The sequence below is a fragment of the Nostoc sp. genome, from assembly GCF_036916655.1.
In the GTDB taxonomy this organism is placed as follows: domain Bacteria; phylum Cyanobacteriota; class Cyanobacteriia; order Cyanobacteriales; family Nostocaceae; genus Nostoc.
In genome coordinates this window covers 1-25,214 of sequence record NZ_JBALFY010000064.1, presented here as the reverse complement: position 1 = coordinate 25,214, position 25,214 = coordinate 1, and the positions used below count along the sequence as shown (strand labels likewise).

The 25,214-nt window shown below is 41.0% G+C and carries 20 protein-coding genes; 5 read left to right on the top strand and 15 right to left on the bottom strand.

What is annotated here, in order from left to right; all coding sequences use genetic code 11:
• The first annotated feature begins 298 nt into the window (after positions 1-298).
• From V7L31_RS15550 to V7L31_RS15540, 3 genes are all read left to right on the top strand, one after another.
• On the top strand, positions 299-577 hold the full coding sequence (locus V7L31_RS15550; RefSeq protein ID WP_334697054.1) for a GlsB/YeaQ/YmgE family stress response membrane protein: 279 nt from the start codon (positions 299-301) through the stop codon (positions 575-577).
• 58 nt (positions 578-635) lie between these two features.
• Positions 636-1,544: a hypothetical protein gene (locus V7L31_RS15545; protein WP_334697053.1), complete on the top strand. Its 909-nt coding sequence runs from the start codon at positions 636-638 to the stop codon at positions 1,542-1,544.
• A gap of 752 nt (positions 1,545-2,296) precedes the next feature.
• Positions 2,297-5,926 (top strand): response regulator, encoded by a 3,630-nt coding sequence (locus V7L31_RS15540; RefSeq protein ID WP_334697052.1) that lies wholly within the window; start codon positions 2,297-2,299, stop codon positions 5,924-5,926.
• Positions 5,927-5,942: 16 nt separating this feature from the next.
• On the opposite strand, the gene V7L31_RS15535 is transcribed toward V7L31_RS15540, so the two are convergent.
• From V7L31_RS15535 to V7L31_RS15490, 10 genes are all read right to left on the bottom strand, one after another.
• Positions 5,943-7,160 carry a M20 family metallopeptidase gene (locus V7L31_RS15535; protein ID WP_334697051.1) on the bottom strand — a complete coding sequence of 406 codons (1,218 nt, stop codon included), beginning with the start codon at positions 7,158-7,160 and terminating at the stop codon, positions 5,943-5,945.
• Between the two features lie 222 nt (positions 7,161-7,382).
• Positions 7,383-8,075 (bottom strand): DUF4337 domain-containing protein, encoded by a 693-nt coding sequence (locus tag V7L31_RS15530; protein WP_334697050.1) that lies wholly within the window; start codon positions 8,073-8,075, stop codon positions 7,383-7,385.
• A 233-nt stretch (positions 8,076-8,308) separates the two neighbouring features.
• Positions 8,309-9,211, bottom strand: coding sequence for an undecaprenyl-diphosphate phosphatase (locus V7L31_RS15525; RefSeq protein WP_334697049.1), 903 nt, complete (start codon positions 9,209-9,211; stop codon positions 8,309-8,311).
• 277 nt (positions 9,212-9,488) lie between these two features.
• Positions 9,489-10,169 carry a dethiobiotin synthase gene (gene bioD, locus V7L31_RS15520; RefSeq protein WP_334697048.1) on the bottom strand — a complete coding sequence of 227 codons (681 nt, stop codon included), beginning with the start codon at positions 10,167-10,169 and terminating at the stop codon, positions 9,489-9,491.
• The gene (locus V7L31_RS15515; protein ID WP_334697047.1) at positions 10,169-11,914 is read right to left on the bottom strand and encodes a protein kinase domain-containing protein; all 1,746 of its coding nucleotides are present in this window, start codon (positions 11,912-11,914) and stop codon (positions 10,169-10,171) included. Before V7L31_RS15515 ends, bioD begins: the two co-directional genes overlap by 1 nt.
• A 173-nt stretch (positions 11,915-12,087) precedes the next feature.
• Positions 12,088-13,716: a glycosyltransferase family 39 protein gene (locus tag V7L31_RS15510; protein ID WP_334697046.1), complete on the bottom strand. Its 1,629-nt coding sequence runs from the start codon at positions 13,714-13,716 to the stop codon at positions 12,088-12,090.
• A 52-nt stretch (positions 13,717-13,768) separates the two neighbouring features.
• A complete protein-coding gene (locus V7L31_RS15505; RefSeq protein ID WP_334697045.1) occupies positions 13,769-14,104 on the bottom strand; it encodes an EamA family transporter in 336 nt (111 codons plus the stop codon).
• Positions 14,105-14,156: 52 nt separating this feature from the next.
• Positions 14,157-14,786, bottom strand: a complete 630-nt coding sequence (locus tag V7L31_RS15500; protein WP_334697044.1) for a YqeG family HAD IIIA-type phosphatase — start codon at positions 14,784-14,786, stop codon at positions 14,157-14,159.
• Positions 14,787-15,090: 304 nt separating this feature from the next.
• On the bottom strand, positions 15,091-15,729 hold the full coding sequence (locus V7L31_RS15495; protein ID WP_334697043.1) for a class I SAM-dependent methyltransferase: 639 nt from the start codon (positions 15,727-15,729) through the stop codon (positions 15,091-15,093).
• Between the two features lie 72 nt (positions 15,730-15,801).
• Positions 15,802-16,791, bottom strand: a complete 990-nt coding sequence (locus tag V7L31_RS15490) for a decaprenyl-phosphate phosphoribosyltransferase (protein WP_334697042.1) — start codon at positions 16,789-16,791, stop codon at positions 15,802-15,804.
• Between the two features lie 649 nt (positions 16,792-17,440).
• Between V7L31_RS15490 and V7L31_RS15485 the strand changes: the two genes are divergently transcribed.
• Entirely contained in the window at positions 17,441-18,457 is a 1,017-nt protein-coding gene (locus V7L31_RS15485; RefSeq protein ID WP_179068697.1) for a ribose-phosphate pyrophosphokinase, read from the top strand.
• A gap of 474 nt (positions 18,458-18,931) precedes the next feature.
• On the opposite strand, the gene V7L31_RS15480 is transcribed toward V7L31_RS15485, so the two are convergent.
• The 4 genes from V7L31_RS15480 to V7L31_RS15465 all read right to left on the bottom strand — a co-directional run bounded on the left by V7L31_RS15480 (position 18,932) and on the right by V7L31_RS15465 (position 23,287).
• Positions 18,932-20,413 carry a sensor histidine kinase gene (locus tag V7L31_RS15480; RefSeq protein WP_334697041.1) on the bottom strand — a complete coding sequence of 494 codons (1,482 nt, stop codon included), beginning with the start codon at positions 20,411-20,413 and terminating at the stop codon, positions 18,932-18,934.
• A 611-nt stretch (positions 20,414-21,024) separates the two neighbouring features.
• The gene (locus tag V7L31_RS15475; RefSeq protein WP_334697040.1) at positions 21,025-21,768 is read right to left on the bottom strand and encodes a peptidoglycan-binding domain-containing protein; all 744 of its coding nucleotides are present in this window, start codon (positions 21,766-21,768) and stop codon (positions 21,025-21,027) included.
• 281 nt (positions 21,769-22,049) lie between these two features.
• Positions 22,050-22,613: a 2'-5' RNA ligase family protein gene (locus tag V7L31_RS15470; RefSeq protein WP_334697039.1), complete on the bottom strand. Its 564-nt coding sequence runs from the start codon at positions 22,611-22,613 to the stop codon at positions 22,050-22,052.
• A gap of 164 nt (positions 22,614-22,777) precedes the next feature.
• On the bottom strand, positions 22,778-23,287 hold the full coding sequence (locus tag V7L31_RS15465; RefSeq protein WP_334697038.1) for a phosphoribosyltransferase: 510 nt from the start codon (positions 23,285-23,287) through the stop codon (positions 22,778-22,780).
• Between the two features lie 74 nt (positions 23,288-23,361).
• Between V7L31_RS15465 and V7L31_RS15460 the strand changes: the two genes are divergently transcribed.
• Positions 23,362-24,813: an MFS transporter gene (locus tag V7L31_RS15460; protein WP_334697037.1), complete on the top strand. Its 1,452-nt coding sequence runs from the start codon at positions 23,362-23,364 to the stop codon at positions 24,811-24,813.
• 207 nt (positions 24,814-25,020) lie between these two features.
• Here V7L31_RS15460 and V7L31_RS15455 read toward each other — a convergent pair.
• Positions 25,021-25,214: transposase (locus tag V7L31_RS15455; RefSeq protein ID WP_442944430.1), on the bottom strand; the 194-nt coding region annotated here is incomplete at its 5' end.

Genomic DNA, 25,214 nt, shown 5'->3' with positions numbered 1-25,214 from the left:
CAGAATGAATTCTGTACGAGTTGCAGATAGCGCAGTGGCAGTCAGTATTCGTACACTTACAGGGAACCAAGCTCCGCTTTTAGCGTCTGTCTGCGACACGCTGCGCGAACGTAGAGAGCATCGCGTCTTTATTCTGACTCTTATTAGCGCAAGTTAAAAGTCGAACAGCTTGCTTATCAGTAATGTCTAAAGATTTTTGATATTAGTTCTCTAGATAGATCAGAAAATTTGCAGGCAAACTTTAATATAAGGTCAGTCAAAAACAAACAAAGCAGATCCTCAAGGAAGGAGAAATTCTATGACTAACATTATTGCTTGGCTGGTTCTAGGTTTAATCGCAGGTGCATTAGCTAAGTTATTTTATCCCGGAACCCAAGGTGGTGGTATTCTCTCCACCATTGTATTAGGAATACTTGGAGCCGTATTCGGGGGTTATTTGGGTCAAGTCTTGTTAGGAAGTAGTTCAGCCGCCGCCGCATCTGTAGGAGCTTTATCTCTGGGAAGCATTTTATTTTCTGTTATTGGGGCGATGATACTGATTTTCCTTTGGGGTTTACTAACTCGTCGGGCTGTGTAATTACCTCAAATTAGCTAACAGTTTTGGGAATCACTTATAGCTGCAATAAATCGATAAAATGACACTAGAAAAAGAGCGAATAACTGTAGGAGTTTTCGCTGGGTATTCCGATACACAATTGGTACTTCAAGAGTTAGAAGCTGCTAATTTTCCAATGCAGAAAGTTTCTGTTATTGCACGGAATACAGAAGAACAAAGTGATATTGCTGGTGTTGAAATTAGAGAACACACTAGCAATACATCCTCAGAAGATGCTGCTGGAGCCGTTACCGGTAGTGCTTTAGATGGTCTTACTGGCTTATTGGTCGGTTTAGTACTCTTGGTAATTCCTGGTATAGGCCCAGTCATCTTAGCCGGAGCAGAAGTAACTGCGATCGCTACCACTTTAGCAGATGGTTTACCCACTTTGTTCCAAAGTTTAGGAATTGCTGAAAAGCCAGCACAGGGTTATGGCGATCTTGTCTGCAAAGGTTACTATTTGGTGATAGTAACTGGCATAGAGATAGAAATTCGCATTGCTAAGAGGATTTTTAATCGCCACGATCTTCAACAGTGGGGCGCTTATGAGCCATACTCTACCCCAAATAGTCGCTATAAACACGCCCTTGGTGTTTTCTACGCGTGCCAAGATGCGGAAAAAGCGCTTACTGAACTGAAAACTGCTGGCTTTCCAATGAGTCAAATATCGATAATTGCTAAAAATACAAGCAGTCTAAATATCTCGGAGGTGAATATCAGTAGTTCCCAGGATAACTACGCTATTTTAGGGATTTCTGACGATCTAGCTAGATATTATGAGCATCATCTGACCCTCGATCGTTACCTATTGATGCTAAGAAGCACTGATATATACGTAGCTGGTGCAAGAGCTATTTTAGAGAGTAACAAGATTCAACATTTTACTATCTATAGCCCAGCTGAACTTGATACTACTAGAAGCGATCGCCAGATTATGAAAAATTTATAATCCAACGTCAAGTTAATATGAGGATTAGGGACTGGGGACTAGGAAGAACGAATAAAGGCCTACTGAGTTTGTTCAAAAATCAAATATGAGTCCTATATCAGTTTAAGTATATATTGATGTAGAATGGCGTTGTTGTGATATTTAGCCGCGAAAGCCAGTATATTTAGCATTTCTAGAAATTGTGTTTTCATAAACTTAATTTTCATTATTCGGCTGCTTGATTTTTACTATCTAGCTTTTTTAAAGACAGAAAATTGTTGAATAATCATAATTAGTACAGCAGTAGGGGCACGGTATGTTCCCTAAACCTTGCGATGTAATGTTTGTTGTACCCCATCTGAATTGGAACCGCTATATGATATTAAATTGGCGTTGAATTATTTTTAATGTAATCATAAAAACAACTATTTTTTAGTAAAGTTTAATGCTCAATTAATAATCTAAGAATAAATTTTTAATTATCCACCACAAAATTAAATTATAAAATAATGTGGCTGCTTCTTTTGAAAGAAGTTATGCTGTCTAAAGGTTTAGTTTTTTAAATGAGCAGAATGCTAGATAAAGAGATTATTGATATACTTATTTAAAATAGCGTTACATTTGTAAATAAACGAGGATACAAATAGTAATATTTGCTATCTAAAAAACTAGATAGATTCCATAAGAGCGTATCCTAATATTGATTTTGGATAGTTAGAACATTATCAGAATCGTCTCAACAACAGAAATAATTTAAATACCTGCCTGGAATAATGTTGAACCGTTTGAGGATTGGAACCAAGATTGGAATAAGTTTTGCCTTGAGTTTGGCAACTCTGACCACCATTGGTCTAATCTCCTACCAAAGCACCAATGAGCTAATTGCAACTTCGCGCAAAGAAAGTCATACTTACCAGGTGTTAAGTCAGCTTGAAGAACTCAACTTGCAACTGACAAATGCTGAGACTGGACAACGTGGTTACATTATCACTGGCGAACAGCGCTATTTAGAACCTTATAACGCTGCTATTCAAGTAATAAATCAAAAAGTTAGGGAAATTCAAAGGTTAACGGTAGATAACCCCAACCAACAAAGTCGGCTTGATATTTTGCAGCCACTACTAACCGAGAGAATGGCTGTAATGAAAAATGTCATCGAACTACGGCAAACCCAAGGCTTAGAAGCTTCTCAGAAAGCTATTTTGACAGACCAGGGTAAGCAACTGATGGATAATATCCAGAAAGTTATCCAGGCGATGAAAAATGAGGAGAATGCACTGCTGAAACAGCGTACCCAGAAGGCACAAGCAGCTGGTCAGCAAACACTTGCCAGCATTGTCTATAGTATTCCCTTATTTTCTTTGCTCTTAGCTTTAATCGGATTTGCCCTGACCAGACATATTTCAGCACCGTTGAAGCAAGTTTCTGATTTAGCAGAAAAAATGGCGGATGGGGATTTATCGGTAAGTTTACCAGATAGCGATCGCCTGGATGAAGTTGGTGTGTTGACACGCACTTTCAACCAAATGATTGTTAATCTGCGAAACACAACTCAAAGAAATGACGAGCAAAACTGGCTAAAATCTAACTTAGCTGAATTTACCCAGATGCTTCAAGGGCAGCGAAATCTGGAAAGCGTGGCTCGGATGATCTTGTCGAATTTAGCACCACTGGTTGGGGCATCGCAGGGCGTTTTTTATGCGATGGACTCCATAGATGACCAGCCTGTGCTGAAGTTGTTGAGTAGTTATGCTTACAAAGAGCGGAAAAACCTCGCAAATCAGTTTCGCTTAGGTGAAGGATTAGTAGGACAATCCGCCCTAGAAAAACAAAGAATCCTTTTAACAGAAGTTCCTCATGACTATATCCGCATCAATTCTGGCTTGGGAGAAGCACCACCGCTAAATATTATTGTCTTACCCATACTATTTGAAGCAGAGGTAAGTGCTGTAATTGAACTTGCTTCTTTTGGGCCTTTTAATCAGTTGCACCTAACATTTCTAGAGCAATTGAGTGAAAATCTAGGTGTATTTTTAAATAACATTGCCTCACAAGTGCAAACCCAGCAACTACTTGAAGAGTCTGTTGCTTTAACAGAAGAACTACAAACCCAGCAAGAAGAACTACAGCAAAGCAATCAACGCCTAGAAGAACAGGCGCATGAGTTAGAAGAATCACAATTTTTGGTCAAGCAATCTAACGAAGAATTACAACAATTAAATGAGGAGCTAGAAGAAAAGGCAGAATTATTAGAAATCCAAAATCAGGAAGTTGCCCGCAAGAATCAGGAAGTTGAAGGGGCGAGGCAGTCTTTGGAAGAAAAAGCTGAACAATTGGCATTGTCTTCCAAATATAAGTCAGAATTTCTCGCGAATATGTCCCACGAGTTACGGACACCGCTAAATAGCCTGTTAATTTTGGCAAGGCTGCTAGCAGATAACTCTCTCAACAATTTAACTGACAAACAAGTAGAATATAGCCGGACTATTTACTCAGCTGGAAATGATTTGCTGGAGTTGATTAATGACATTCTCGATTTAGCAAAAATTGAGTCGGGCACTATGTCACTTGATATTGAGCAAATTGCTTTAGTAGATTTGGAAACATCTCTAGAGCAGACTTTCCGGCAAGTTGCCCACAATAAAGAACTCAGTTTTACTATTGAACTGGATGAGAAGTTACCCCCAACAATTTATAACGACTCCAAACGTCTGCAACAAGTGCTGAAAAATCTCCTAGCTAACGCTTTTAAGTTTACAGAACAGGGAAGCGTGAAGTTAAAAATAGCCGAAGTTGATAATTCCATGATTGCTTTTGCCGTCAGCGATACAGGTATAGGCATTCCAGCCGAGAAGCAGAAGATTATTTTCGAGGCATTTCAGCAGGCAGATGGCACTACCAGCCGCAAGTATGGCGGGACTGGCTTAGGCTTATCAATCAGCCGTGAATTGGCTCAACTGTTGGGAGGGAGAATTGAAATAGTTAGCGAACTAGGGCAAGGAAGCACCTTCACCCTTTTCTTACCCAGGCGACAAGAAAAAAAGAATAGTCAAAATACGCTCGCCACCCCACCCCCTGAGCCAACTACTTCTATCCGCACAGCATCGACTATCAAAGATGTGCCAATGGTAGAAAAAAGACCTGCGTTGATAGATACCTCTTCATCCGCGAAAGTACTTACTATCCTCCCTAGCGAAATTCCAGACGATCGGGAAATAATTCAACCAGGCGATCGCACCTTGTTAATTATTGAGGATGACGATAAATTCGCCCGCATCTTACTAGATATGGCGCGTCAGCAGGGCTTTAAAACAATTGTTGCTTTACACAGTAAACAAGGTCTAGCACTAGCAGAACAGTTTAAACCCAATGCAATTATGCTAGATATCCACATGCCAGAGATGGATGGCTGGACGGTGCTGGATCGTCTGAAGCATAAACCAGATACCAGACATATACCAGTACACATCCTTTCTGTTGATGAAAGACAGCAACGGGGATTAAATCTAGGAGCAATTACCTATCTACAAAAACCTGTGTCTCCAGAAGCCCTAACTCAGGTATTGACTGAGATTAAAGGCTTTATTGAGCGTCAGGTAAAAAATCTCCTAATTGTCGAGGATGACCCGGTACAAGCTCAAAGTATTATCGAACTGATTGGTAATGGCGATGTCCAGAGTACAGCAGTAGGTACGGGAGCAGAAGCCCTCTCGATTTTGCGATCGCATCACTTTGATTGTATGGTACTGGATCTCGGTCTGCCTGATATGAGCGGGTTTGCCCTCATTGAACAAATCAAGCTTGAACCCAGGCTGTTGAAACTGCCAATCATTGTGTATACAGGCAAAGAACTTAGCCGGCAAGAAGAAACCCAATTGCGGGGACTAGCAGAGACAATTATCATTAAAAATGTGCGATCGCCAGAACGATTGTTAGATGAAACTGCCCTATTCTTGCATCGAGTGCAAGCAAATTTGCCCCCACCAAAGCGGCAAATACTAGAGCAACTACATCAAAACGATCCGGTGCTGGCTAATCGGAAAATTTTGATTGTAGATGATGACCTGCGAAATATTTTTGCCCTGACCAGCTTTTTAGAAAGCTATCAAATGCAAGTCCTATTTGCCGAAAATGGTAGAGATGGCATAGAGAAGCTGCAAACAAATCCTGACATTAATATAGTTTTGATGGATATCATGATGCCAGAAATGGATGGTTACGAAACCACCCGCGCTATCCGTCAGCAACAACAGTTTCGCTCACTACCAATCATTGCTTTAACTGCCAAAGCCATGCCAGGCGACAAGGAAAAATGCATTGAAGCTGGAGCTTCTGACTACATCACCAAACCTGTAGATACTGAGCAACTGCTTTCACTGCTTCGGGTTTGGCTATATCGTTGAAGTGAATCAAGTAAGTTTAAAGAAAGTACTTTTCTACGCATCTAATAAATATTTCTACACCCATCGCCAAGGCGGTTTCATCAAAATCAAACCGGGGATGATGATGGGGATATGCTAAGTCTTTCGCTGGGTTAGCAGAACCCAAAAAGAAATAACAACCAGGAACCTCTTCTAAGAAAAATGACATATCTTCAGCAGCCATAGTTTGACATTCTGGCACAATACCTAGAGAAGTTTCTACCACTTCTTCGGCTATAGAACGCACCAGTTCTGCTATTTTCATATCATTAATTACTGGTGGATAAAGTGACCAGTATTCTAAGTCATAATTCGCACCATGACTCTGACAAATTCCAGCAATAATCTGCTCGACACGCTCCTTAAAAAAGCCTTTCAAACTAGGATTAAAATACCTGACAGTCGCACTCATTCTCGCTGTATCAGCAATCACATTACGCTTGGTTCCGGCATGAAGTTCGCCCACTGTCACCACTGCCGAATCAATGGGATTCACATTTCGGGCGACGATGGTTTGTAAAGCATTAACGATTTGGGCAGCAACAACAACAGAGTCAATAGTTTGATGGGGTAGCGCGCCGTGTCCACCTTTGCCCAAAATTATGCAGTTGAAGCACTCCACAGCAGCCATCAACGCCCCAGCCCGCACACCCACTGTTCCCAATGGCAAATTATTCCACAAGTGCAAACCAATAATTGCGTCAACATCAGGATTTTTTAGGACTCCAGCTTCAATCATCGGCTTCGCGCCTCCTGGTGATTCTTCTGCTGGCTGAAAGATAATTTTCACCGTACCAGAGAAGTCTTGCCGATGCTGCTGGAGATAATAAGCTGTACCTAAAGCGATCGCTGTATGTCCATCATGTCCACAAGCGTGCATCACTCCATCATGCTGCGATTTGTACGGTACTTCGTTGATTTCTTGGATTGGCAAAGCATCCATATCCGCCCGAATCGCTAAAACTTTGTTTGTGGGGAGTTTGTTACCTTCGATCGTGGCAACAATCCCAGTGTGGGCAATACCAGTCTTATGCTCAATCCCCCACTCTTGCAGCTTTTGTGATACAAACTCAGCTGTCAGTTTTTCTTGAAAACCCAACTCTGGTTGTTGATGCAATCGCCGCCGCCACTCTACTAACTGCGGTTGCAATGAACGAATCGCTAGTCGGATGCGAGATAGGTCAACAGAAAAGGGATTGGGAAAGGTAGAAACCATTATGAATACAAACTAATTTAAGTACATAACTTAGTTTATTTTCCCAGTTTATCGCCGGAAATGGGGAAGAATTCGCATCAAAATCTTCTTAGGGACTTCCAACAAATAAATTATCCAATCTTGTGGGGTGGGCATCTTGCCCGCCATATAAATTGCGCTCTCGTGTCGCCCACCCCACAAGAGTCAATTGGATATTTTGTTATTTGGATGTCCCTAAGTAAATTAAAACACTTTGGGATTTGGGGAAGCGCCAATGGAAAGCACTATTTTTCTTTCGGCTGGCTTTTCTAAGAAATTTTCGGATAGTAATTTAGTCAAGGCATCAGGATGTAGTTGCCAGTTTAATAATCCCGATAATCCCATGACCAAGCCAAATAGAGTTGGAACTAAGGCGGCGTAGAACAACCATTTTTTCTGAGATAGAGATGTAATGGCAAATAGCGAGACAGAAAGCGATAAAGAGGCATCAGCTAGATCAAACTGGTCGTCATGGTAATTAAGCTGGTCATAAGTTGTTTGATCTTTTTCGGCAATTACCTTCTGTTCCTGCTTTTTCTGGTTTTCTTTATCAGCAATGCTTTGATAAGCGGCAATCTGTTTTTCATAGTCAGCCCTCACAGCAGCAGGCTGAGAAACAGATTGCAATTTCAGTTGCACCACATTTGATTTGGCTATTTCTTCACGAATATTACGAGCTTGGTATAACGCCCAATCGTCAATTTTATTTGCTTGAGCTTGTTGCATTGCCTGAACAAGATTATCGTCTTTGATTTTGCAGATGCCCATAAAGGTTGCTATCAATGCAACTGCAATTGCAACAGCACTATTTAGACGACTTTTGCGTTTTTCGCGGTTAGCTGGGGTTTCAGGTTCATCGTTTTCATCCTCAATCAGATCGATTGGGTTTATGTCCATATCGTTATACCAATTTCACTTAAAAACAAAATAAGGGTTTCAATGCCAAAAAACTTTTGTATTATTCCAGGACTTAGCCAAACAATAGCTTAAACCCTGATTTTATTCTTAGTTAGGGGCAATTCATGAATTGCCCCCTACAGCCTGAAGCTTTACGTAAGTCCTATATTCATATAACACCTCTGTTCGCAGTTTTTGTTCCGATGCTACTAATATCTATATATTAGTTAAAATCAATTTTGCAACCATCCAGCCATCACAGCAACTATCAAAAATACACCCATAGCCAAGCGGTAGAAAATAAAAATCAAGGTACTGTGTTCTTCCAGATAGCGTAGGAGTCCCCAAATTGCTAAAAAAGCAGAAATGCTGGCGGAGATTAAACCCACCAATAAAGTTAACCAACCAGCTGCACTCAGTCCTGCTTTCGTAAGAGTGTGGAGTTCTACGGCACCTGCCAAAATCACGGCTGGTAAGCCCAACAAAAAAGAAAATCGGGCTGATGTCTCCCGTTTCATGCCCAAAAATAACCCAGCAGTGAGGGTAGAACCAGAGCGAGAAACGCCAGGTATCAGGGCAAAAGCTTGAGCAACGCCTACCCAAATGCCATCCCAGAGGGTGAGGTTATCGAAAGTGCGATCGCGTCCTCCCTGTTTTTCTGCGATCGCCAGCAATCCTGACATAATAATTGAAGCTGCACCAATAACTACTAACCCTCGCATTGGTGAATTGCAAGAGTTAAGAATTGGTTTGAGTAGCACACCAGCCACAGCAATGGGCAAAGTTCCTACCAATAAACCTAACATCAGTTGTAAAGAACTAGATTGATAGTCTTGCCCGCTAATTGCTCTAACTGTCTCTCCGGTTAATTTTTTTAAGTCTTGCCAAAAATAGACTAAAACAGCCGTCAAGCTAGCTAACTGCATTGCTGCTGAAAAAGCAGACCCCGGATCTTTCAGCCCCAGTAGAGTTGGCACTATCCGCAAATGAGCAGTACTGCTAATTGGTAGTAGTTCTGTAATTCCCTGAACGATGCCTAAAATAATCACGTCAATCCAGCTAAGGCTAGCAAAGTCTAGATTTACTTCACTACCGTTGCCACAGACTACACTCGCCACCGCAAAAGAAAGCATCATCAGATCAGGCGTAAATAATTTACTTTCAATCAAATACCGACAAATTAACTTATGCCAGTGACGTTTCTGTGACTAAGATATGGCACTTGGATGACATTTACTCTTTTCTTGCTAAGTCCCAAAGATGAAATAAGGCAGGTAAATCCTGCCTTGTGTGTCATTAGAGTTAGGTTCATTTACCATTTTGACAAAGCTATTACCGACTTATGTCAGAACTATGACTGCACCAATTGTAAACAGGGCTTGGGCGATCGCTACAAAATGCCTAATCCCCAATTTAAAGTGTCAGTGTTTCCCAATCTAAATCTGATGCTATTTGAGCAAGTTTATCTAAATCAGTCAGGTTATCTAAATAAGGTAAACAGCCTAAAACTGGTGTGTTGGTAAGTGATTGAATCAATCGATGCGGTGTCCAGTCGGCGATTTCTGCATCTGTTCGGGGTTGTACGCAGTTCAGAACAATACCTTTGAGATTGACGCGCGATTGTCTAGCTAATGCTACATTTGCCACTGCTTGAGCGATCGCACCTAATCTCACTGGTACTATTAATACCGTTGGTAAACGCCATTCCCCTGCCAAATCAGCTACCGTTAATTCCTCTGTGATTGGCGAACCCAACCCTCCCAAGGCTTCTACAAGCACAAAATCACGGTGCGATCGCAACTTAGACAAAGCTTGCCACACCAATGCTAAATCTATTTGGCGATTTTCCCGTGCTGCTGCTATGGGAGGAGCCAGAGGTGCTTGAAAGTACAAAGGTGTAATTTCTTCAGCAGATTGTTCAAGCGCAAATACCTTTTGATACCACTCGCGATCACCAATTCCCGATTGAATCGGTTTCATGATTCCCCAGCTACGCTGCGGGTAATATTTTTGCCAATAGGCTGCTAATGCTGTTGTTAAAACAGTTTTACCAGCTTCCGTATCAGTTCCAGTAATTAGTAGTGTGTTTAACATTAATTTCTTTGACCAGAAAATGGTTGTGTTCCATCAGTCGGTGGCAAAGTTGGCGTTTCAATAGTGGTAGGAATTGGCAAGGGTGTTTCTGTGGGTATTGGTAAGGGCGTTTCTGTGGGTATTGGCAAAGGTGTTTCTGTGGGAATCGGCAAGGGTGTCTCTGTGGGAATCGGCAAGGGTTTCTCTGTGGGAATCGGCAAGGGTTTCTCTGTGGGTATTGGCAAGGGTGTTGCTGTCGGTGTTGGTTTAACTAGTTTTTCTAATGCAACATTCAGGTTGTAATTGCTTTCGGTAATTCCTGGAACCAGAGTTAACTCAATAGTATATCTACCAGTAACCAGCAATATGCCTTGATATGCTGTTACTTGTTGGGCATTAATATCAATTGGTTGTTGATTGGGACTGAAGACTGTTAACAAAATGTTGCTTCCTGGGTCAAGAAAGGCAGTTAGCTTGTCATCTTTTTGCCCGAAAAAAGTGTACCTGATTATTTGATTTGTTTTCAGAGTATCGTTAACCGTGGCTGTGTTATTAGATGCTCCCAGATTGAGGCGTTTACTAGGTACAACAGATTGATTGCTGCTAGGTGTGGGTGTAGCTGTAAGTGTGGGTGTAGTGCCACCAGGAATCACTGGGGAAGGGAAATTTTGTGGAGGCGTTTCAATTGGTGTTTTCGGTTGACTGCGGATGGTACTTACCAGCGCCCAAGAGCCGAATCCGGCGATAATCACGACAGCGCTGCCAATTGCGGTAATCGCTAAAGGATTATCTAAAATTGAGTTAGTGGTGCTTGGTGGAATCACAGGATTGGGTTTCTGAGACAAAGCTGGTGGTGGTACTAAGTCAGGACGACGACCAACAGCCATTGTCTGTAAGTTGGAGACATTCAGAGGAGGAAGACTCGGTTGCTGTAAAGGTTGCAGTGCTTGCAATACACTAGCAGCACTTTGATAGCGATCGCTCGGTATATGATTCAACATCCGATTCAACACTATAGCAAATCGCGGATTCACTTTTACCCACTGCTGCCAATTCCAGGTTAGTTGGTTTTCATCAAATAAATCCTTTGGTTCTTTACCAGTCAGCAAAACGATCGCGCTTACCGCTAAGGCATACAAATCACTGCTAGGATAAGCTCCCCCTGTTTGCATTTGTTCGCTAGGAGAGTAGCCTAATTTTCCCACTGTGGTTTCTGGCAGGGCACTATCTGGCGATCGTAAACGCGTTGCTAGTTCTTTGACTACCCCAAAGTCAATTAACACAGGTTTCGCGTCACTATCTCGCAAAATAATATTTTCTGGCGAGATATCTCGGTGAATAATCCCTCGACTGTGAATATGCTCTAAAACAGGCAGCAACAACTCTATTAGCTGTAATACTTCTGCCTCTGTAAAAGTTTGACCCACAGCTTGACGTTCAGCTAGCAGAGTCCGGTACGTCTGACCTGCAACGTAGTCCTCCACCAAAAATAAGCGTTGATCTTGCTCAAATCTTTCCCGAAATTTAGGGACTTGTGGGTGTTCGATTTGATATAAAATGGCAGCCTCTCTGTGAAAAAGCTCTTGTGCCTTCTCCCAAGCTAAAGCCCCTGTTGCTGTTGAAGTCAATTCTTTGATCGCGCAAAGTTCGTTAAAGCGCCTCTGGTCTTCTGCCAGATAGGTTCTACCAAATCCTCCTTGTCCGAGAATTTGAATTATGCGGTAACGGTTTTGCAAGACAGTACCAACTGTAATGGGTGGTTGCATGATCGATTGATTGAGTGTAGTAGCAACTGAAGAAGAAGTCACCCACAAAGATTAAGTCCAAGAGGCGACTGACAGTTACCTGCCGCAATATTCTACTATACCTAACAAGTACACACCCACCAGAGCAAGGTTGTTTTTTACTCCATAACTTTCAGAGCCTCCAATCCCCCAATTCAATTTTTCTTCTTGACAAAACGATATATTTTAAAATATGCAAAATCAACTTGAGAATCCAGCTTATACAAACTACTCATTTTTCTTTCAATCAACCCTTTAGGAAATTGATAATCACGATTAATTGTCAGAAGAACGGTATCCTTATTATTTGTTAATTTTTCAATTTCTTCAGCAAAATTTTCAGTAGAGACTTCCTTATCCTTATTATTTGTTAATTTTTCAATTTTTTTAGCAGAATTTTCATTCGAGATTTCATCTTTTAACCGATCCCCCAAATTTCTTGCATCCCGAGTGAAACTGTCACCGTAATATTCAAATAATCTGGGATTAGCAAATAAAAATACAGATTCTGTAGAAGAAGAGCGATTTTTTATCAGGTATTGGACAGCAGAACGATAGTCATCTCTCTGATAGTCTGCATTGAAGTAGTAGTTACCAAGAGAATAAATATTCATAACTATCAGAGAAATGACAGCAATTTGAGCCAACTGAGACACTCCATAGCGCTTTGATGTGATACTAGGTCTTTGACTCAAAACCGATGGGAGAAGTATGGCAAGTGGTAACCAAAGATAATAGGAGTGACGAGGCACCCAATTAGTTTTGGCGACTATAGCTAAGAGCAATCCCAGCAAAAATGCTAGGATAAAAACAGAAGTAAAAAAGTAATCAGGATGTTGAATTCTGCCCTTTTTCTTGTGTATCAATAAAACTCTTACTAAAGCCAATAAAATTACAATACCGACAATTAATAATACAAGTAGTTGAGGCCAGTAACTAAGCATAACTTGCACTCTATCGTCGCCGCGCAGCTGCTCCATTGAAGGGCCATAGGTTGTTCCCACCAAAATTCCATTTAACACAAAAAGAATATTTTGGATTATGGGTAATCCCAAACGATTAATTGGAATTGTTTCGGGGTCGGTTGCTCCAGGTAAAGTCAGGTGATATATAACTGACGGTATAGATAAAAACGCAGCAGGAAGCCACCATTGTAGCCATTGCTTGAAATTTCTATAGATGGCAATATGAGATACACATAAGGCTGTAGTAAAAAGCCACATAGTAATGTTACTAAAAACCCCTAAGGCAGTAAAAATACTAAACAGCCATTTTGAAGTATTTTGATGAGCTTGATTTTTAACTAATACTTTGCTAAAGAAATATAATTGAAGTGAGGCGATAAACATTGCCAAGGAATAAATTCTTGCTTCTTGGCTGTAGTTGACACAGAAAGAACTGAATGTCAAAATTACCAGAGTCCAGAAGGCATGCTTTTTACCATATATCTGCAAAGCAGTAAAGAATAGAATGACATTTGAGCCAATACCTAAAATAGTAGAGAGCGAGCGAAGGGCAAATTCACTTTCGCCAAATAGCTGACGCCACCAAAACATAACTATAAAGTATAGTGGCTGAAACCTATCACTATTGCCGATGTTTCTAACCCTTTCAATACTCTCTTGAAGAGTCGAGACATCAGAATTAGTTAAGGTCAAGCCTTCATCGTACCAAAGACTCTGGTTTGACAGCATAAAAAAGCGAAGTAAAGCACTCAAAAAAACCAATATTAAAATAGAGATATAATATTTAGACCATCTCTGATTTTTGATTGTCATCATCATTTGTTTTACGTCCTGGCACTTTTAGTTCTTACATAATTTAGTTTTTTTATAGTCAATGTTTACCTAAAGCGATTGCCCAGATACCACTTAACACCAAACCTGCTCCTAACCATTGGGAAATTAAGATTTTTTCTTTCAAAATTACAGATCCAGTAATCATTGTAACTATAATAGTTAATCCTATTACTAATGGATAGGCAACAGATAAATTCAGTTTGCCTAAAACTATTACATAAAAAACCGCACTTAAACCATAACTCAAAATCCCTGCCATTAAATAGATATTTAATGGATTTTGTCCTGCTCCTAGTTTCAATAGATTTTGAGCCAGTGTGTTTAACCCCACCGTGATTAAAATCAGCAAGCTAAAAACTATCTGGTTATTCATAATTAAAATTTACTCAATTTACAAAGTGATATTTTTTGATGAAAAGAACAATTTAGAAGAAACTCTCATAGCCAGTAGTATCGTCAAAATCCCAAAGCTCTCCTCCAGATGGATAAGGTATTTGCAGCCATTTACCAGCAAATTTTTCCCACCATCGGGGCGGGTGCGGTAGGCTAGCGACTTGGATGAAGCCACATCTACAAATTAATGCTCCCACAAAATCAGTATGTAAACTATCACCAATGACGAGTATTTGTTTTGCTGGTAACTTCATATAATCTTTTGCCTGTCGAAATGCATGGGGAAAGGGTTTTTTCGCCGGACTGAGTGCTGGAATATCAAGGCGATGAGACCAATATTTGACGCGATAGCGACGTTTCCCATTTGAGAGGATAAAAAATTGCAATCCGGCTAACTTTGCTTGCTTAATCCAATTTTCTGCATAAGGAGATAGGTAGCGATCGTCTTCTGAAACAATAGTGTTGTCTAAATCCAGGATTATCCCTTGAATTTTACATGTTTTTAGCCACTCAATTTCGATACTTGCCAATGTATAGACTTGTTGTGGTAGTCTGTGGTGGTTCTTTTTAAAACCTGGTTGGTTGTTTCCCTGAATGAGCAAATGCAGCCAGGAGATAAAGGTGCTGAAGAGTTTTCTGAAAATAGCTGTGGGATTTTTCATCTACAAATTCCGTCAAGTTTCCTCCCATCAGACCTTTAGGGACTTCCAATAAATAAATTATCCTTCTTGTGGGGTGGGCAGCGTTTGACTGACTTGTACTGAGCAGTTCGACAGGCTTACTATCCAACTTGTGTAGTAGCACTTTGTGGAAGAAAGCTACGCACACAGAGAGTCTCGTAGAGAAGAGTCGATGTGTTGCTCTCGGTTCTGCATGCCCTGAATATGGGATGGGTGTTTGCGTCGCGGCAGGGAATGCGAACACCCATCAACAAGAAAATTTGAGATTTTTTTATTTGGAAGTGCTTTAAGGTACTAATACCACAATTTGAAAGTGTGGATACCAAAGAGTCCAACGGAGAATTGGACGACTAACTGTAGCTCCCATTGATTGAAAAACCTGAACAAGATCGCTACTTCGGCGTTGGTGAACCCATTCTCTCGCCAGTAATAAGTCATGAAGCTGATTCATAAAAGACCCAATAATCTTGGATGCCTCAATGTCTTTAATAATCAGCCTTGCTCCCGAATCCATCTGCGAAATTATTTTACGGAGAAAATCGTCTTGTAATTTTGGAGGAATGTGGTGGAGAACGTCAATCATAGTTACAGTGTCATATCCATGCAAATCTGGTGGTGTTTCTTCTGGATGCAAATGCCTGACCTGAAAAATTTCAGATTTCATTGCAAAAGCCTCAGAAGCTTTCACAGCTTCACGTGAAATATCATAACCATGAGCTACTTTTACTGAACGCAACTTTAAAGCCAGATAAAGTAATGCTCCTGTACCGCAGCCAATATCATAAAGACGTGCGCCTTCGGGAATCTTGGCCAGAACCATATCAAGCGGACAAATGAATGGACGATAGCGCGTTTTTAGTGCAGCAAGTCCAGACATTTTTTGACAAGGTAGTTTCATCTCGTCAGCAAGGCTAAAACTATTCATACAACTTGTTAGGGTGAAACAGTTACAAGCTTGATCGGGTAGACTAACTGCTAGTGGCTTCTCCTGTAAGATTTATTCAATCATCCCTTGCTTTCTCAACCAGAGAATCAAAAAGCATGTGATAATCCAACCAATAACTGTGATTAGTATCGGCAAGTCTTTCAATAAAACTTCTTCTGGGCGTTCACTACGTCCACCTTGCTCTGGATGATCGTTGTCGCTGTAAGTACTAATCTCTTGGGGATCGCTCAGTAGTTGATAGCGAAAAATTCCATACAACACAAACGGTAAAGTCAGTAGCATCCAAGAGGTGGGCGCTCCATGTAGATAGGGCCCGGAACTCCAAAGAGCATAGGTGAGAACTGTGCCTGTGGTGACAACATTTTCCATGCGACCCAGCAGAGGCAAGGAATAGTATTTGAGAACAGAGCGAGGCTTATTGCCTTTAAGTTGTGCTAACCGTAGTTCTGCTTTGCGTTTTTCAATACCTAGAAATAGCGCCAACATTGCAGTACACATTAAAAACCAAGATGACAAAGTAATACTGGTAGCAGCAGCGCCGGCATAAGCTCGTAGCACAAATCCGGTAGCGATCGCCCCAACATCCAAAATTACCATCCGTTTGAGTCGCAGATTATAGGCAACTTGTAACAGGGCGTATGCAGTTATCGCTGCACCCAAATGGGGCGATCGCAACCACCCGAAAATTAGGGCACCACCTAAAAGTAGCAATGCCATCACAGTCGCAACAGGGATACTAACTAATCCAGCGGCTATTGGACGCTTACACTTTACAGGGTGTTGACGGTCAGATTCTACATCTACGATGTCATTGATTAAGTAGAAGCCACTTGATGCACAGCAAAATAATACAAATGCCAATAAGCTACCCAGCAGAGATTGCACATTGATACTAAATGCGAACAATGGTGCTGCAAACACCACCAGGTTTTTCGTCCATTGTCGCGGTCGTATGGCAGCTAAGTAGTGCCCTGACTTCTTGGAATTAGTTGCTATGGCAGTTAAAGATTTTTCTACTACTGAAGTACGCCTAGAGTCCATAAGTATGCCTACCGCTTCTATATCTCAAGAGAATTTAGATTCAACAACTTCCTTTAGATTTATTAATAATAGATTTTTTTAGTAAAAATACTTACAAAGTTTTCCCAATAGCATACTACCTTTATTTTGGTATCAAATTTTTTTTTTATTTAATCTTTATTCAAGCTTTATCCAATCTTTATCTAAAAACTGGCTTGTACGTAGGTGAGTTTTGGGCGCTGCTAACTCTTTTAGACTTCGCAATTGATTATCGTTTTGATCGATGCGTAATATATAGAACAAAAAGTACATTTGTTGTACTTAATAATAGGTGCTATACTGTTATGAGAATAAACTCATTAAGTTCTAAATGCTTTACTGCCAGCTATAAATAAGATAGTTAGAAAAACTTACCACCACAATGTTTAAGCGATTGGGATTATTTACCTCAACCTAAAAAAATTGAACTATAGACTTAGTGGATGAAATTGATGACAGTTAAGCTATCAATACCTTATTTGCCAAGAAGACTAAATAATTAGCGAATGATAATTTGATAATTTTATGCAGAAATGTTTAAATTTTGTATGGAAGCTTTAACAAAACTCACAGATGTTTTTTTAGGCTGTTTCTCGGTTAAATCTATTAAATCTCTAATGATAATATTACTATGAATGCACATAGAGGATCTGCTGTACTCAGTTCTGCAACTTTCAAAGTGCAACCATCTACAACAGGACTGAACGATAATCATCGTCTGCGGCTGTTTTCTGGCTCTGCCAACATACATCTGTCTCAAGAAGTCGCTCGTTATGTGGGTATGGACTTGGGGCCAATGATTCGCAAAAGATTTGCGGATGGTGAACTTTACGTTCAAATCCAAGAATCGATTCGGGGTTGTGATGTCTATTTAATCCAGCCATGTTGTCAACCCGTAAACGATCATTTGATGGAATTATTGATTATGGTTGACGCCTGTCGTCGGGCTTCGGCGCGACAGGTAACAGCAGTAATTCCCTACTATGGCTATGCTCGTGCCGATCGCAAAACAGCAGGACGAGAGTCAATAACTGCCAAGCTGGTTGCTAACTTGATCACTGAAGCCGGTGCCAATCGCGTTCTAGCAATGGATTTACACTCGGCTCAGATTCAAGGCTATTTCGATATACCCTTTGACCATGTTTACGGTTCACCAGTATTGCTGGATTACCTAGCAAGCAAACAATTACCCGATCTGGTAGTTGTTTCTCCTGATGTTGGTGGTGTAGCAAGAGCCAGGGCATTTGCGAAAAAACTGGGTGATGCCCCATTGGCGATTATTGACAAACGTCGTCAGGCACATAATGTTGCAGAAGTGTTAAATGTCATCGGTGATGTTAGGGGCAAAACAGCAGTCTTAGTGGATGACATGATTGATACTGGGGGCACGATCGCTGAAGGAGCGCGATTGCTGCGTGAAGAAGGAGCGCGTCAGGTATATGCCTGTGCAACTCATGCGGTGTTCTCTCCACCAGCGATGGAGCGATTATCCAGTGGGTTATTTGAGGAAGTTATTGTGACAAATACGATTCCCATACCAGAAAACAATCGTTTTCCCCAACTAGTGGTACTGTCAGTAGCTAATCTGTTAGGAGAAACTATTTGGCGGATTCATGAAGATACTTCAGTCAGTAGTATGTTTCGCTAAACTGTCACTTTAATGGCGTAAATTACCTACACTGTCCTCTTTATTGGGGGACAGTGTAAATTTTTAGCAAATCGCTATAAACTCTTCAAATATTTATAATGGCGCGCTCAAAAGCCTACCTAATCCATTCAAAATCTTTATCTACAATTGGAAAATAAAAGCCGTGAAAATTTAAACAATTTTACGGCTTTTTAGTGTGGTGTAAGGAGACTTAATTTAATTACAATCATAAACCCATCTGACTATTAGTGAGACATTGGTAACGCAATTTGTAACAGAATTATCCTTCTATGACATAAGCTCTGTAGTCCCAATCCTTTCAATAAATTCAATCTGCTGATGGAAATTGGTTTATATAGTAGACATTTAGTGAAATTAGATATGCCTAATCTAGAAACTTATCCAAAACCCTTGTAGAGACACGAAATTCTACTTTACTTTTTACGCGTCTCTATATTTTTTTTCACTGGATGTCTAATTTCTGACTACTGGTTTCTGTTTATTGCTAACTTCTAAAGGCAGGAAAATCGTCAAAACTTCCCCATAATGTGGACGCTGACGCACAATCAGTTTGCCACCGATCGCCTGAAACAAATGCTTGGTTGCGGCGATATTCAAACTAATCGTACCTGTTTCTGGTTGAAACATTAGCAATTGACCCAGAGCTTTACGAATTGGTGGCGTTGCAGGTGTGGCAGCTTTATTTGAATCTTTGCAGCCGAATTGGGGCGATAATTGTAATTTCAGTTGATCTCCAGCTGGAATAACCTGTACTTGAATATGGCTGCCAGCAGGTAAACTGCGAGTAAAATTTTCCATCAAACCAGTGAGTACCTGATCTAGCATGGTGGGATTACTCACTACTGTTGGTAGTTGCTGAGGTAAAACAACATTTAAAGTTAAGTTCCGCCGATGTGCTGCTTGTTCCCAACGGGGAATACTCTGCTGCAACACTTGATCTAAAGACATCGGTGTGAGTTGAGTTTTTGATGATTTTGTTGAGGTAGTAGTTTCCAATTCTGCTGCCTTAAACAGCAACTCCATGCGGTCAATTTGCTCGGTACACTCGTGATCGATAATTTTTAAGCGATTGATCACGCTAGCATCTAAGTCTCGCCGTTTCAGTAGTAGACGAGTCATGGTGCGAATAGTTGTTAAAGGTGTACGAACTTCGTGAGCGAAGGCTTGGAGCAATTCTACATCAGGATTTGGGGATTGGGGATTGGGCATTGGGGATTGGTTATTCTCCTTGTCCGCCTTATCCCCAGTTCCTAGTAAAGAGTCCCTAGTTTCTTCTGGTTCTGTTAATTTCTGAAGCAACAACTGGCTAAACTGAATCATGATACGGTAGTCTGGTGCTACCGGGGAATACTCTTCTACTAATGCATCCAGGCGAGCGAAAAATTCTGGATTAGCCAGCATTACTCGTGTCCCTAGCGATCGCCAAGCCTGTTGCACTACTTCTGGCTCAAAAGAAAATGAAAAGGTTTTTTTACCGTTTTTGTGGGTTGCTAAAACCAGTACTAATCTAAATTTATCTGTAAAAACTAAGCAAAATTGTTCTGCTCCTAGCGGATCGGCAGATAGTAAAGGAAGTACCGATTCATGGGGAGCAATTTCTTCATTTACATACGCGTTCGTGTAATCCGCAGCAGACATCACACCTGGCATCTGAAATGGCATTAGTGCCAAGGGATTAAATGGTTTTGCTGTAAAAGTTACTGTTTGTAAACTTTGAATCAGTTTTGGTTGACTAAATAAAGGTGCTGGTGCAGCTAAAACTAATCCTTGGATTGTGTCAACTGAATCAGATGCTAAAGTATTTAATAGCAAATGTTCTGTCGCTGCGAGGCTGACACGCCATTGCTGCTCTGCTTTAGCAGGTGAAGATTCAGCCACACTTGATTGATTTTCAGCCAAGATTTCGCTCAGGCTTGGCAATATCCATTCGTACACAGGTTTTCACCCCTTAATTCAAGAGCGACTAACAGCGTCTAGGGTAGACATTTCACTACTACCTAAGAGGTTATAGCTATTTGTGTACTGATGACAGTGGTAGAACCGAACAATTCGGGGGCAATTTCCCCTAACTGCGATCGCATCTCTGACTTTTCACGGTATCTGGAAAAAGTCTCTTCTATTTCTTTCTCCTAAAAGGCTACGGTATACACGGAAGTCTTTGAGGGATTGAAATCACTACTACACCAACAAAGCCCACCTCCGTGGACTAATCCAAAATCAACGAAAATCCGCGAGAATTATAGCTGGGGACTGGGGACTGGGGACTGGGGACTGGGGACTGGGTTGAAAGTCTGTTTGTATATAGGTTTTATCATCAGTTAATGTCCTAACCTCCTTGTTTGTTGCTATACATACCAACAAGAGACGTGTCTGGGATAGTCGCTCGCCGATTTTCGTTGATGTCCATTTGTGTCTGTGTAGAAACTCTCTAGCCCAACATCTAAACTGATTTCATTGCCTATAAGAAACGCGAAATACAGCAGATTTCCGGGAAATGAGGTATAAATTTCCCCTGTTCTCTATTCACTGCTGTATGTCCCATTTGTTTACTTCTTATTCCAGAGATTTAAAAATGCTTGAGAAATGGCTGGAGTAATCTGACTTTGTAAGTGATTTAGTGCATCACGATGGTTTGCATTGTTGTCATCATAATAAGTAAAAAGATTTGTCAGCTTGACAATCTCAGGGTTTTGATCGTTTGTTCCCCTCCATTTGTTAGTAACTTTGTTTAAAACATCCTTGGGTAAATTTTGTTGTAAGTTATTTAACGCTGCAATGTAAGAAGGATTTTGAGGATTTTTTTTGAATTGAAAGCACAAATCTATCAGCTTGAGTTGTGACTGAGGTGGAGTTGGGGGCTTATCTGTGAGACTCGGTTGCTGTAGAATTTGACGCTGTTCAATAGTAGCAATACCATTTTCAGTTAAACCCTGAGATTTCTGAAATCTCTTAACTGCTGTATAAGTAGCTGGGCCATAAAAAGGCTTGTCAGGAGGAATTTCGGCATTGGTTGCAAAACCGTGAAACTTCAATCTATTCTGAAGCCCTTTGACTGTATCTTCGATTACAGTTCGAGTCTCGGCATCAGCATTACCATTAACCGCAAGTTTCTGTGGGTACTGTTTCTGAAACTTTTTAATAGCTTCTTCAGTCGGATCGTCCGTCAAGGAGTTGTTATTCCGCTTCCAGGGAGCAAATTTAGTGAGATCCGGCTTAGGATCAATCTCAGGAGCTAAATATCCCAGCCCAATCAATATATGACGGATGACTTCAGGGCTACTAACGGACATACGTTTTGGTTCCTTTGCGATTAAACTACCATTTAATGTATCTTGGTTTACAAAAATTAGGTAAGTAGAAATAAATAAATCTAACATTTCTTGTTTGCAAGGCGTTCCAAAAGTTAGATGATGTGTGACGTTTGGCGTAGGCGACTACACACCGAGAAAAAGAAAGGGCGATCGCGATCGCTTCTCCTCAACTATTGATGATACTACGCAGTAGGTTATACAGCTGTGCTACCCGAACGCGAATCTGAGCCAATAGAGCGATCGCTCTATTGGCTCAGAGATTATAGACTGAGAATTAAACCATCATCAGCAAAAGCAAACTCCGATTTAACATTCCAGCGCCTACCGTCGTGAAGTAGTAGCGTTAATTTGTCGGCGGTAAACTCAAAATCCAACTGACGCTTTTCAAATTCTGGCCAAGCAGCTTTAAAATTCTGCTTTGTTAAATCCCGAAACGCAACCGTTATATGAGGTGAAAAAGGGCGAGTTTTAGAAACCTTGTCAACAATTCCCAAGTTGCTTTCTGTATAAGCCATTAAATCAGCTTGTAAATTTAAAATCTCTTGACTTCTAACTACATTTATGTATATGACGCGAGGCACAAAGGCACTAAACCCCTTGAGTGTAATTGCTACTGGCTGTTGTCCACTAGCAAACTCTTTTAAAGATGTTTCTAGCAGTGACAGGTTAGCATCTGCCCATTCAAAGGGCGGTTGCAGGGTAATATGAGGCGGAGACTTTAACGCCCCGCTACTAGCATAGCGATCGGCAAAATACTGTTTAACCTGGTTGGCGTAATCTTGAATATCTTGCGGTGGTAAAAGGGCGACAAAAAAACGGCTCATTAAAATAATTCGTAATTCGTAATTCGTAATTCGTAATGACGCTCTCTACAAGACGCCGCGCGTAGCTTGCTTTCCCGCAGGGGTACGCGGACTTGTTACCGCTACGCTAACGTAATTCAGTAAAACCAACAAAGTCAACAGCCTACCTCCTGCCTCCTGCCTTCTTAACTCGCCTTAGCCGCTAGTTCTGCGGGGTTCATCTGCTCGTAGTGTTCAAAGGGTTGGTGAATCCAGGGATTGTTAGCCAAGTAATCGACATAGTAATCGGGTTTTAGAACTGAACAGGCTTTATACCAAAGTACGGCAGTGCGAATTTCCTCAATGGGGAAATCACTATATTGCTGAAGCCAAGGTATAGTCTGTTTTAGTGTTACCCCAGAGTCTACTAAGTCATCCACTAGAAGAATGTGCGAACCCAACTTTTCAGCAGTCATTGTTAAGTGGCGCGAGAAAATTAAATTACTTCTATCTTGTTTACCAGGGCCACTGTAAGATGATGTTGCTAAAATTGCCAGTGGTTGCTGGTATATGCGAGAAAGAATATCTCCAACTCTTAGTCCTCCTCTAGCAAGACAGATAATCTGGTTAAATTTCCAACCGGATTCATAAATCTGAATAGCCAGTTGTTCAATTTTTTGGTGATAATCTGACCAAGAAACATAAAGGTCTGGCATAAGGCTAACGGGAGTGGTAGATAGCTAGTATTGATGGCGATTGCAAATTTATCTTAGTATGAGTGCAAGTTATTATGAACGATTCTGCTGCTGATGGCGATGCCCAACGAGATATTCTCAGTAAAAAACTCGACTTAAAAACAAAGCTGGCTTACGGTGCTGGAGATTTAGGCCCAGCAATCACTGCAAATATCTCCGTCTTTTATCTGCTGTTTTTCTTTACCAATATCGCTGGTATCCCTGCGGGTTTAGCTGGCAGCATTTTGATGATTAGCAAAATCTGGGATGGTGTAAACGATCCGCTTGTTGGGTTCCTGAGTGATAAAACGAAATCTCGTCGCTGGGGTCGTCGTCTTCCTTGGATGTTTTATGGAGCAATCCCTTTTGGAATTTTCTTTTTCTTGCAGTGGATTGTACCGCAATTTAGTGCAAATCATAGTAATAATATTTGGCCGCTGTTCTGGTATTACGTAGCGATTGGGATTCTATCTCAGTCCCTTTACACCGTTGTGAATTTGCCTTATACAGCAATGACTCCAGAATTAACTCAAGATTACGACGAACGCACCAGCCTTAACAGTTTTCGCTTTACATTTTCCATTGGTGGTAGCATTCTGTCATTGATTTTAGCACTAATTGTTTTTTCGCAGATTGCCGATCGCCAACAAGCATATCTCGTTTTAGCAGCAATTTGTACGGTAATTTCAATTTTAGGATTATATTGGTGCGTTTTTGGAGTCCGCGATCGCATCATGGCTTTTGAGTCCAAACGCATCCAAGCTGAGGAACCTGCATCTCTCCCCTTCTTGGAACAGCTAAAAATTGTCTTTAGCAACCGACCTTTTCTATTTGTTATTGGTATATATCTTTTTTCTTGGCTAGGTGTGCAAATTACAGCCAGTATTATTCCCTATTTTGTAGTAAATTGCATGGGTCTCAAAGAATCAGATGTCCCGACGATACTGATTGCAGTACAAGGAACTGCCTTACTAATGCTATTTGTCTGGGGGGCGCTGAGTAAAAAATTCGGGAAAAAAGTTGTTTATTTTCTGGGAATGAGTTTATGGATTATAGCCGCCGCCGGACTATTTTTCTTACAACCTGGTCAAATAGTTTTGATGTATGTGATGGCTGTGATGGCAGGTTTTGGCGTATCTACAGCTTATCTAATTCCCTGGTCGATGATTCCAGATGTGATTGAATTAGATGAACTCCAAACCGGACAACGCAGAGAAGGCATTTTTTATGGCTTCATGGTTTTGCTGCAAAAATTTGGTTTAGCTTTCGGGCTGTTTTTGGTGGGAAATGCTTTGCAAGTAGCCGGTTTTCAAGCATCTGTAGCCGGAAGTCCATCGCCCATTCAGCCGGCATCGGCACTGTTTGCGATTCGCGTTGCCGTCGGCCCCATACCTACAGTTTGTTTGATTCTGGGCTTGATTTTAACGTATTTTTACCCAATTACTCGCGAGATGCACGCAGAAATCATGCTGAAACTCAAAGAACGGCAAGAGAAAAGGGAGAGTTGATAATTCAAAATTATAAAATCCTTCTAGAGACGCAAAATTAGACTATGCTGCACTAACGCGTCTCTACATTCTTTTTCACTCCTCAGTCTAATATTTAAATGGTTTCTGTAAATATGCCAATAAAGCGATCGCTTGATCTTGTGGGGTGCGTTAGCCAAAGCATAATACCAGGGTTAGCGCATCTCAAACCCTATTGATAGTGGGGTTCTAGGAGAGTGTTGAGTTTGGAAGAGCTGCCACCAACACAGAAATCATATACTGATCATTCATCGCGGCTCGCCGTGACTTTTGGCGAATACTGCGGCCGAAAGAGGATTCTCGCTCTAAGGCATTAAGAGCAATGCGACGTAGCAAAGAAAAATTCTGTGGGCTGTGCAGAGAACGAATCCGACATTCATCCT

Coding starts and splice junctions, on each gene's coding strand:
- V7L31_RS15550 (WP_334697054.1), top strand. CDS start 299: ATGACTAACATTATTGCTTGGCTGGTTCTAGGTTTAATCGCAGGTGCA.
- V7L31_RS15545 (WP_334697053.1), top strand. CDS start 636: ATGACACTAGAAAAAGAGCGAATAACTGTAGGAGTTTTCGCTGGGTAT.
- V7L31_RS15540 (WP_334697052.1), top strand. CDS start 2,297: ATGTTGAACCGTTTGAGGATTGGAACCAAGATTGGAATAAGTTTTGCC.
- V7L31_RS15535 (WP_334697051.1), bottom strand. CDS start 7,160: ATGGTTTCTACCTTTCCCAATCCCTTTTCTGTTGACCTATCTCGCATC.
- V7L31_RS15530 (WP_334697050.1), bottom strand. CDS start 8,075: ATGGACATAAACCCAATCGATCTGATTGAGGATGAAAACGATGAACCT.
- V7L31_RS15525 (WP_334697049.1), bottom strand. CDS start 9,211: ATGATGCTTTCTTTTGCGGTGGCGAGTGTAGTCTGTGGCAACGGTAGT.
- bioD (WP_334697048.1), bottom strand. CDS start 10,169: ATGTTAAACACACTACTAATTACTGGAACTGATACGGAAGCTGGTAAA.
- V7L31_RS15515 (WP_334697047.1), bottom strand. CDS start 11,914: ATGCAACCACCCATTACAGTTGGTACTGTCTTGCAAAACCGTTACCGC.
- V7L31_RS15510 (WP_334697046.1), bottom strand. CDS start 13,716: ATGATGATGACAATCAAAAATCAGAGATGGTCTAAATATTATATCTCT.
- V7L31_RS15505 (WP_334697045.1), bottom strand. CDS start 14,104: ATGAATAACCAGATAGTTTTTAGCTTGCTGATTTTAATCACGGTGGGG.
- V7L31_RS15500 (WP_334697044.1), bottom strand. CDS start 14,786: ATGAAAAATCCCACAGCTATTTTCAGAAAACTCTTCAGCACCTTTATC.
- V7L31_RS15495 (WP_334697043.1), bottom strand. CDS start 15,729: ATGAATAGTTTTAGCCTTGCTGACGAGATGAAACTACCTTGTCAAAAA.
- V7L31_RS15490 (WP_334697042.1), bottom strand. CDS start 16,791: ATGGACTCTAGGCGTACTTCAGTAGTAGAAAAATCTTTAACTGCCATA.
- V7L31_RS15485 (WP_179068697.1), top strand. CDS start 17,441: ATGAATGCACATAGAGGATCTGCTGTACTCAGTTCTGCAACTTTCAAA.
- V7L31_RS15475 (WP_334697040.1), bottom strand. CDS start 21,768: ATGTCCGTTAGTAGCCCTGAAGTCATCCGTCATATATTGATTGGGCTG.
- V7L31_RS15470 (WP_334697039.1), bottom strand. CDS start 22,613: ATGAGCCGTTTTTTTGTCGCCCTTTTACCACCGCAAGATATTCAAGAT.
- V7L31_RS15465 (WP_334697038.1), bottom strand. CDS start 23,287: ATGCCAGACCTTTATGTTTCTTGGTCAGATTATCACCAAAAAATTGAA.
- V7L31_RS15460 (WP_334697037.1), top strand. CDS start 23,362: ATGAACGATTCTGCTGCTGATGGCGATGCCCAACGAGATATTCTCAGT.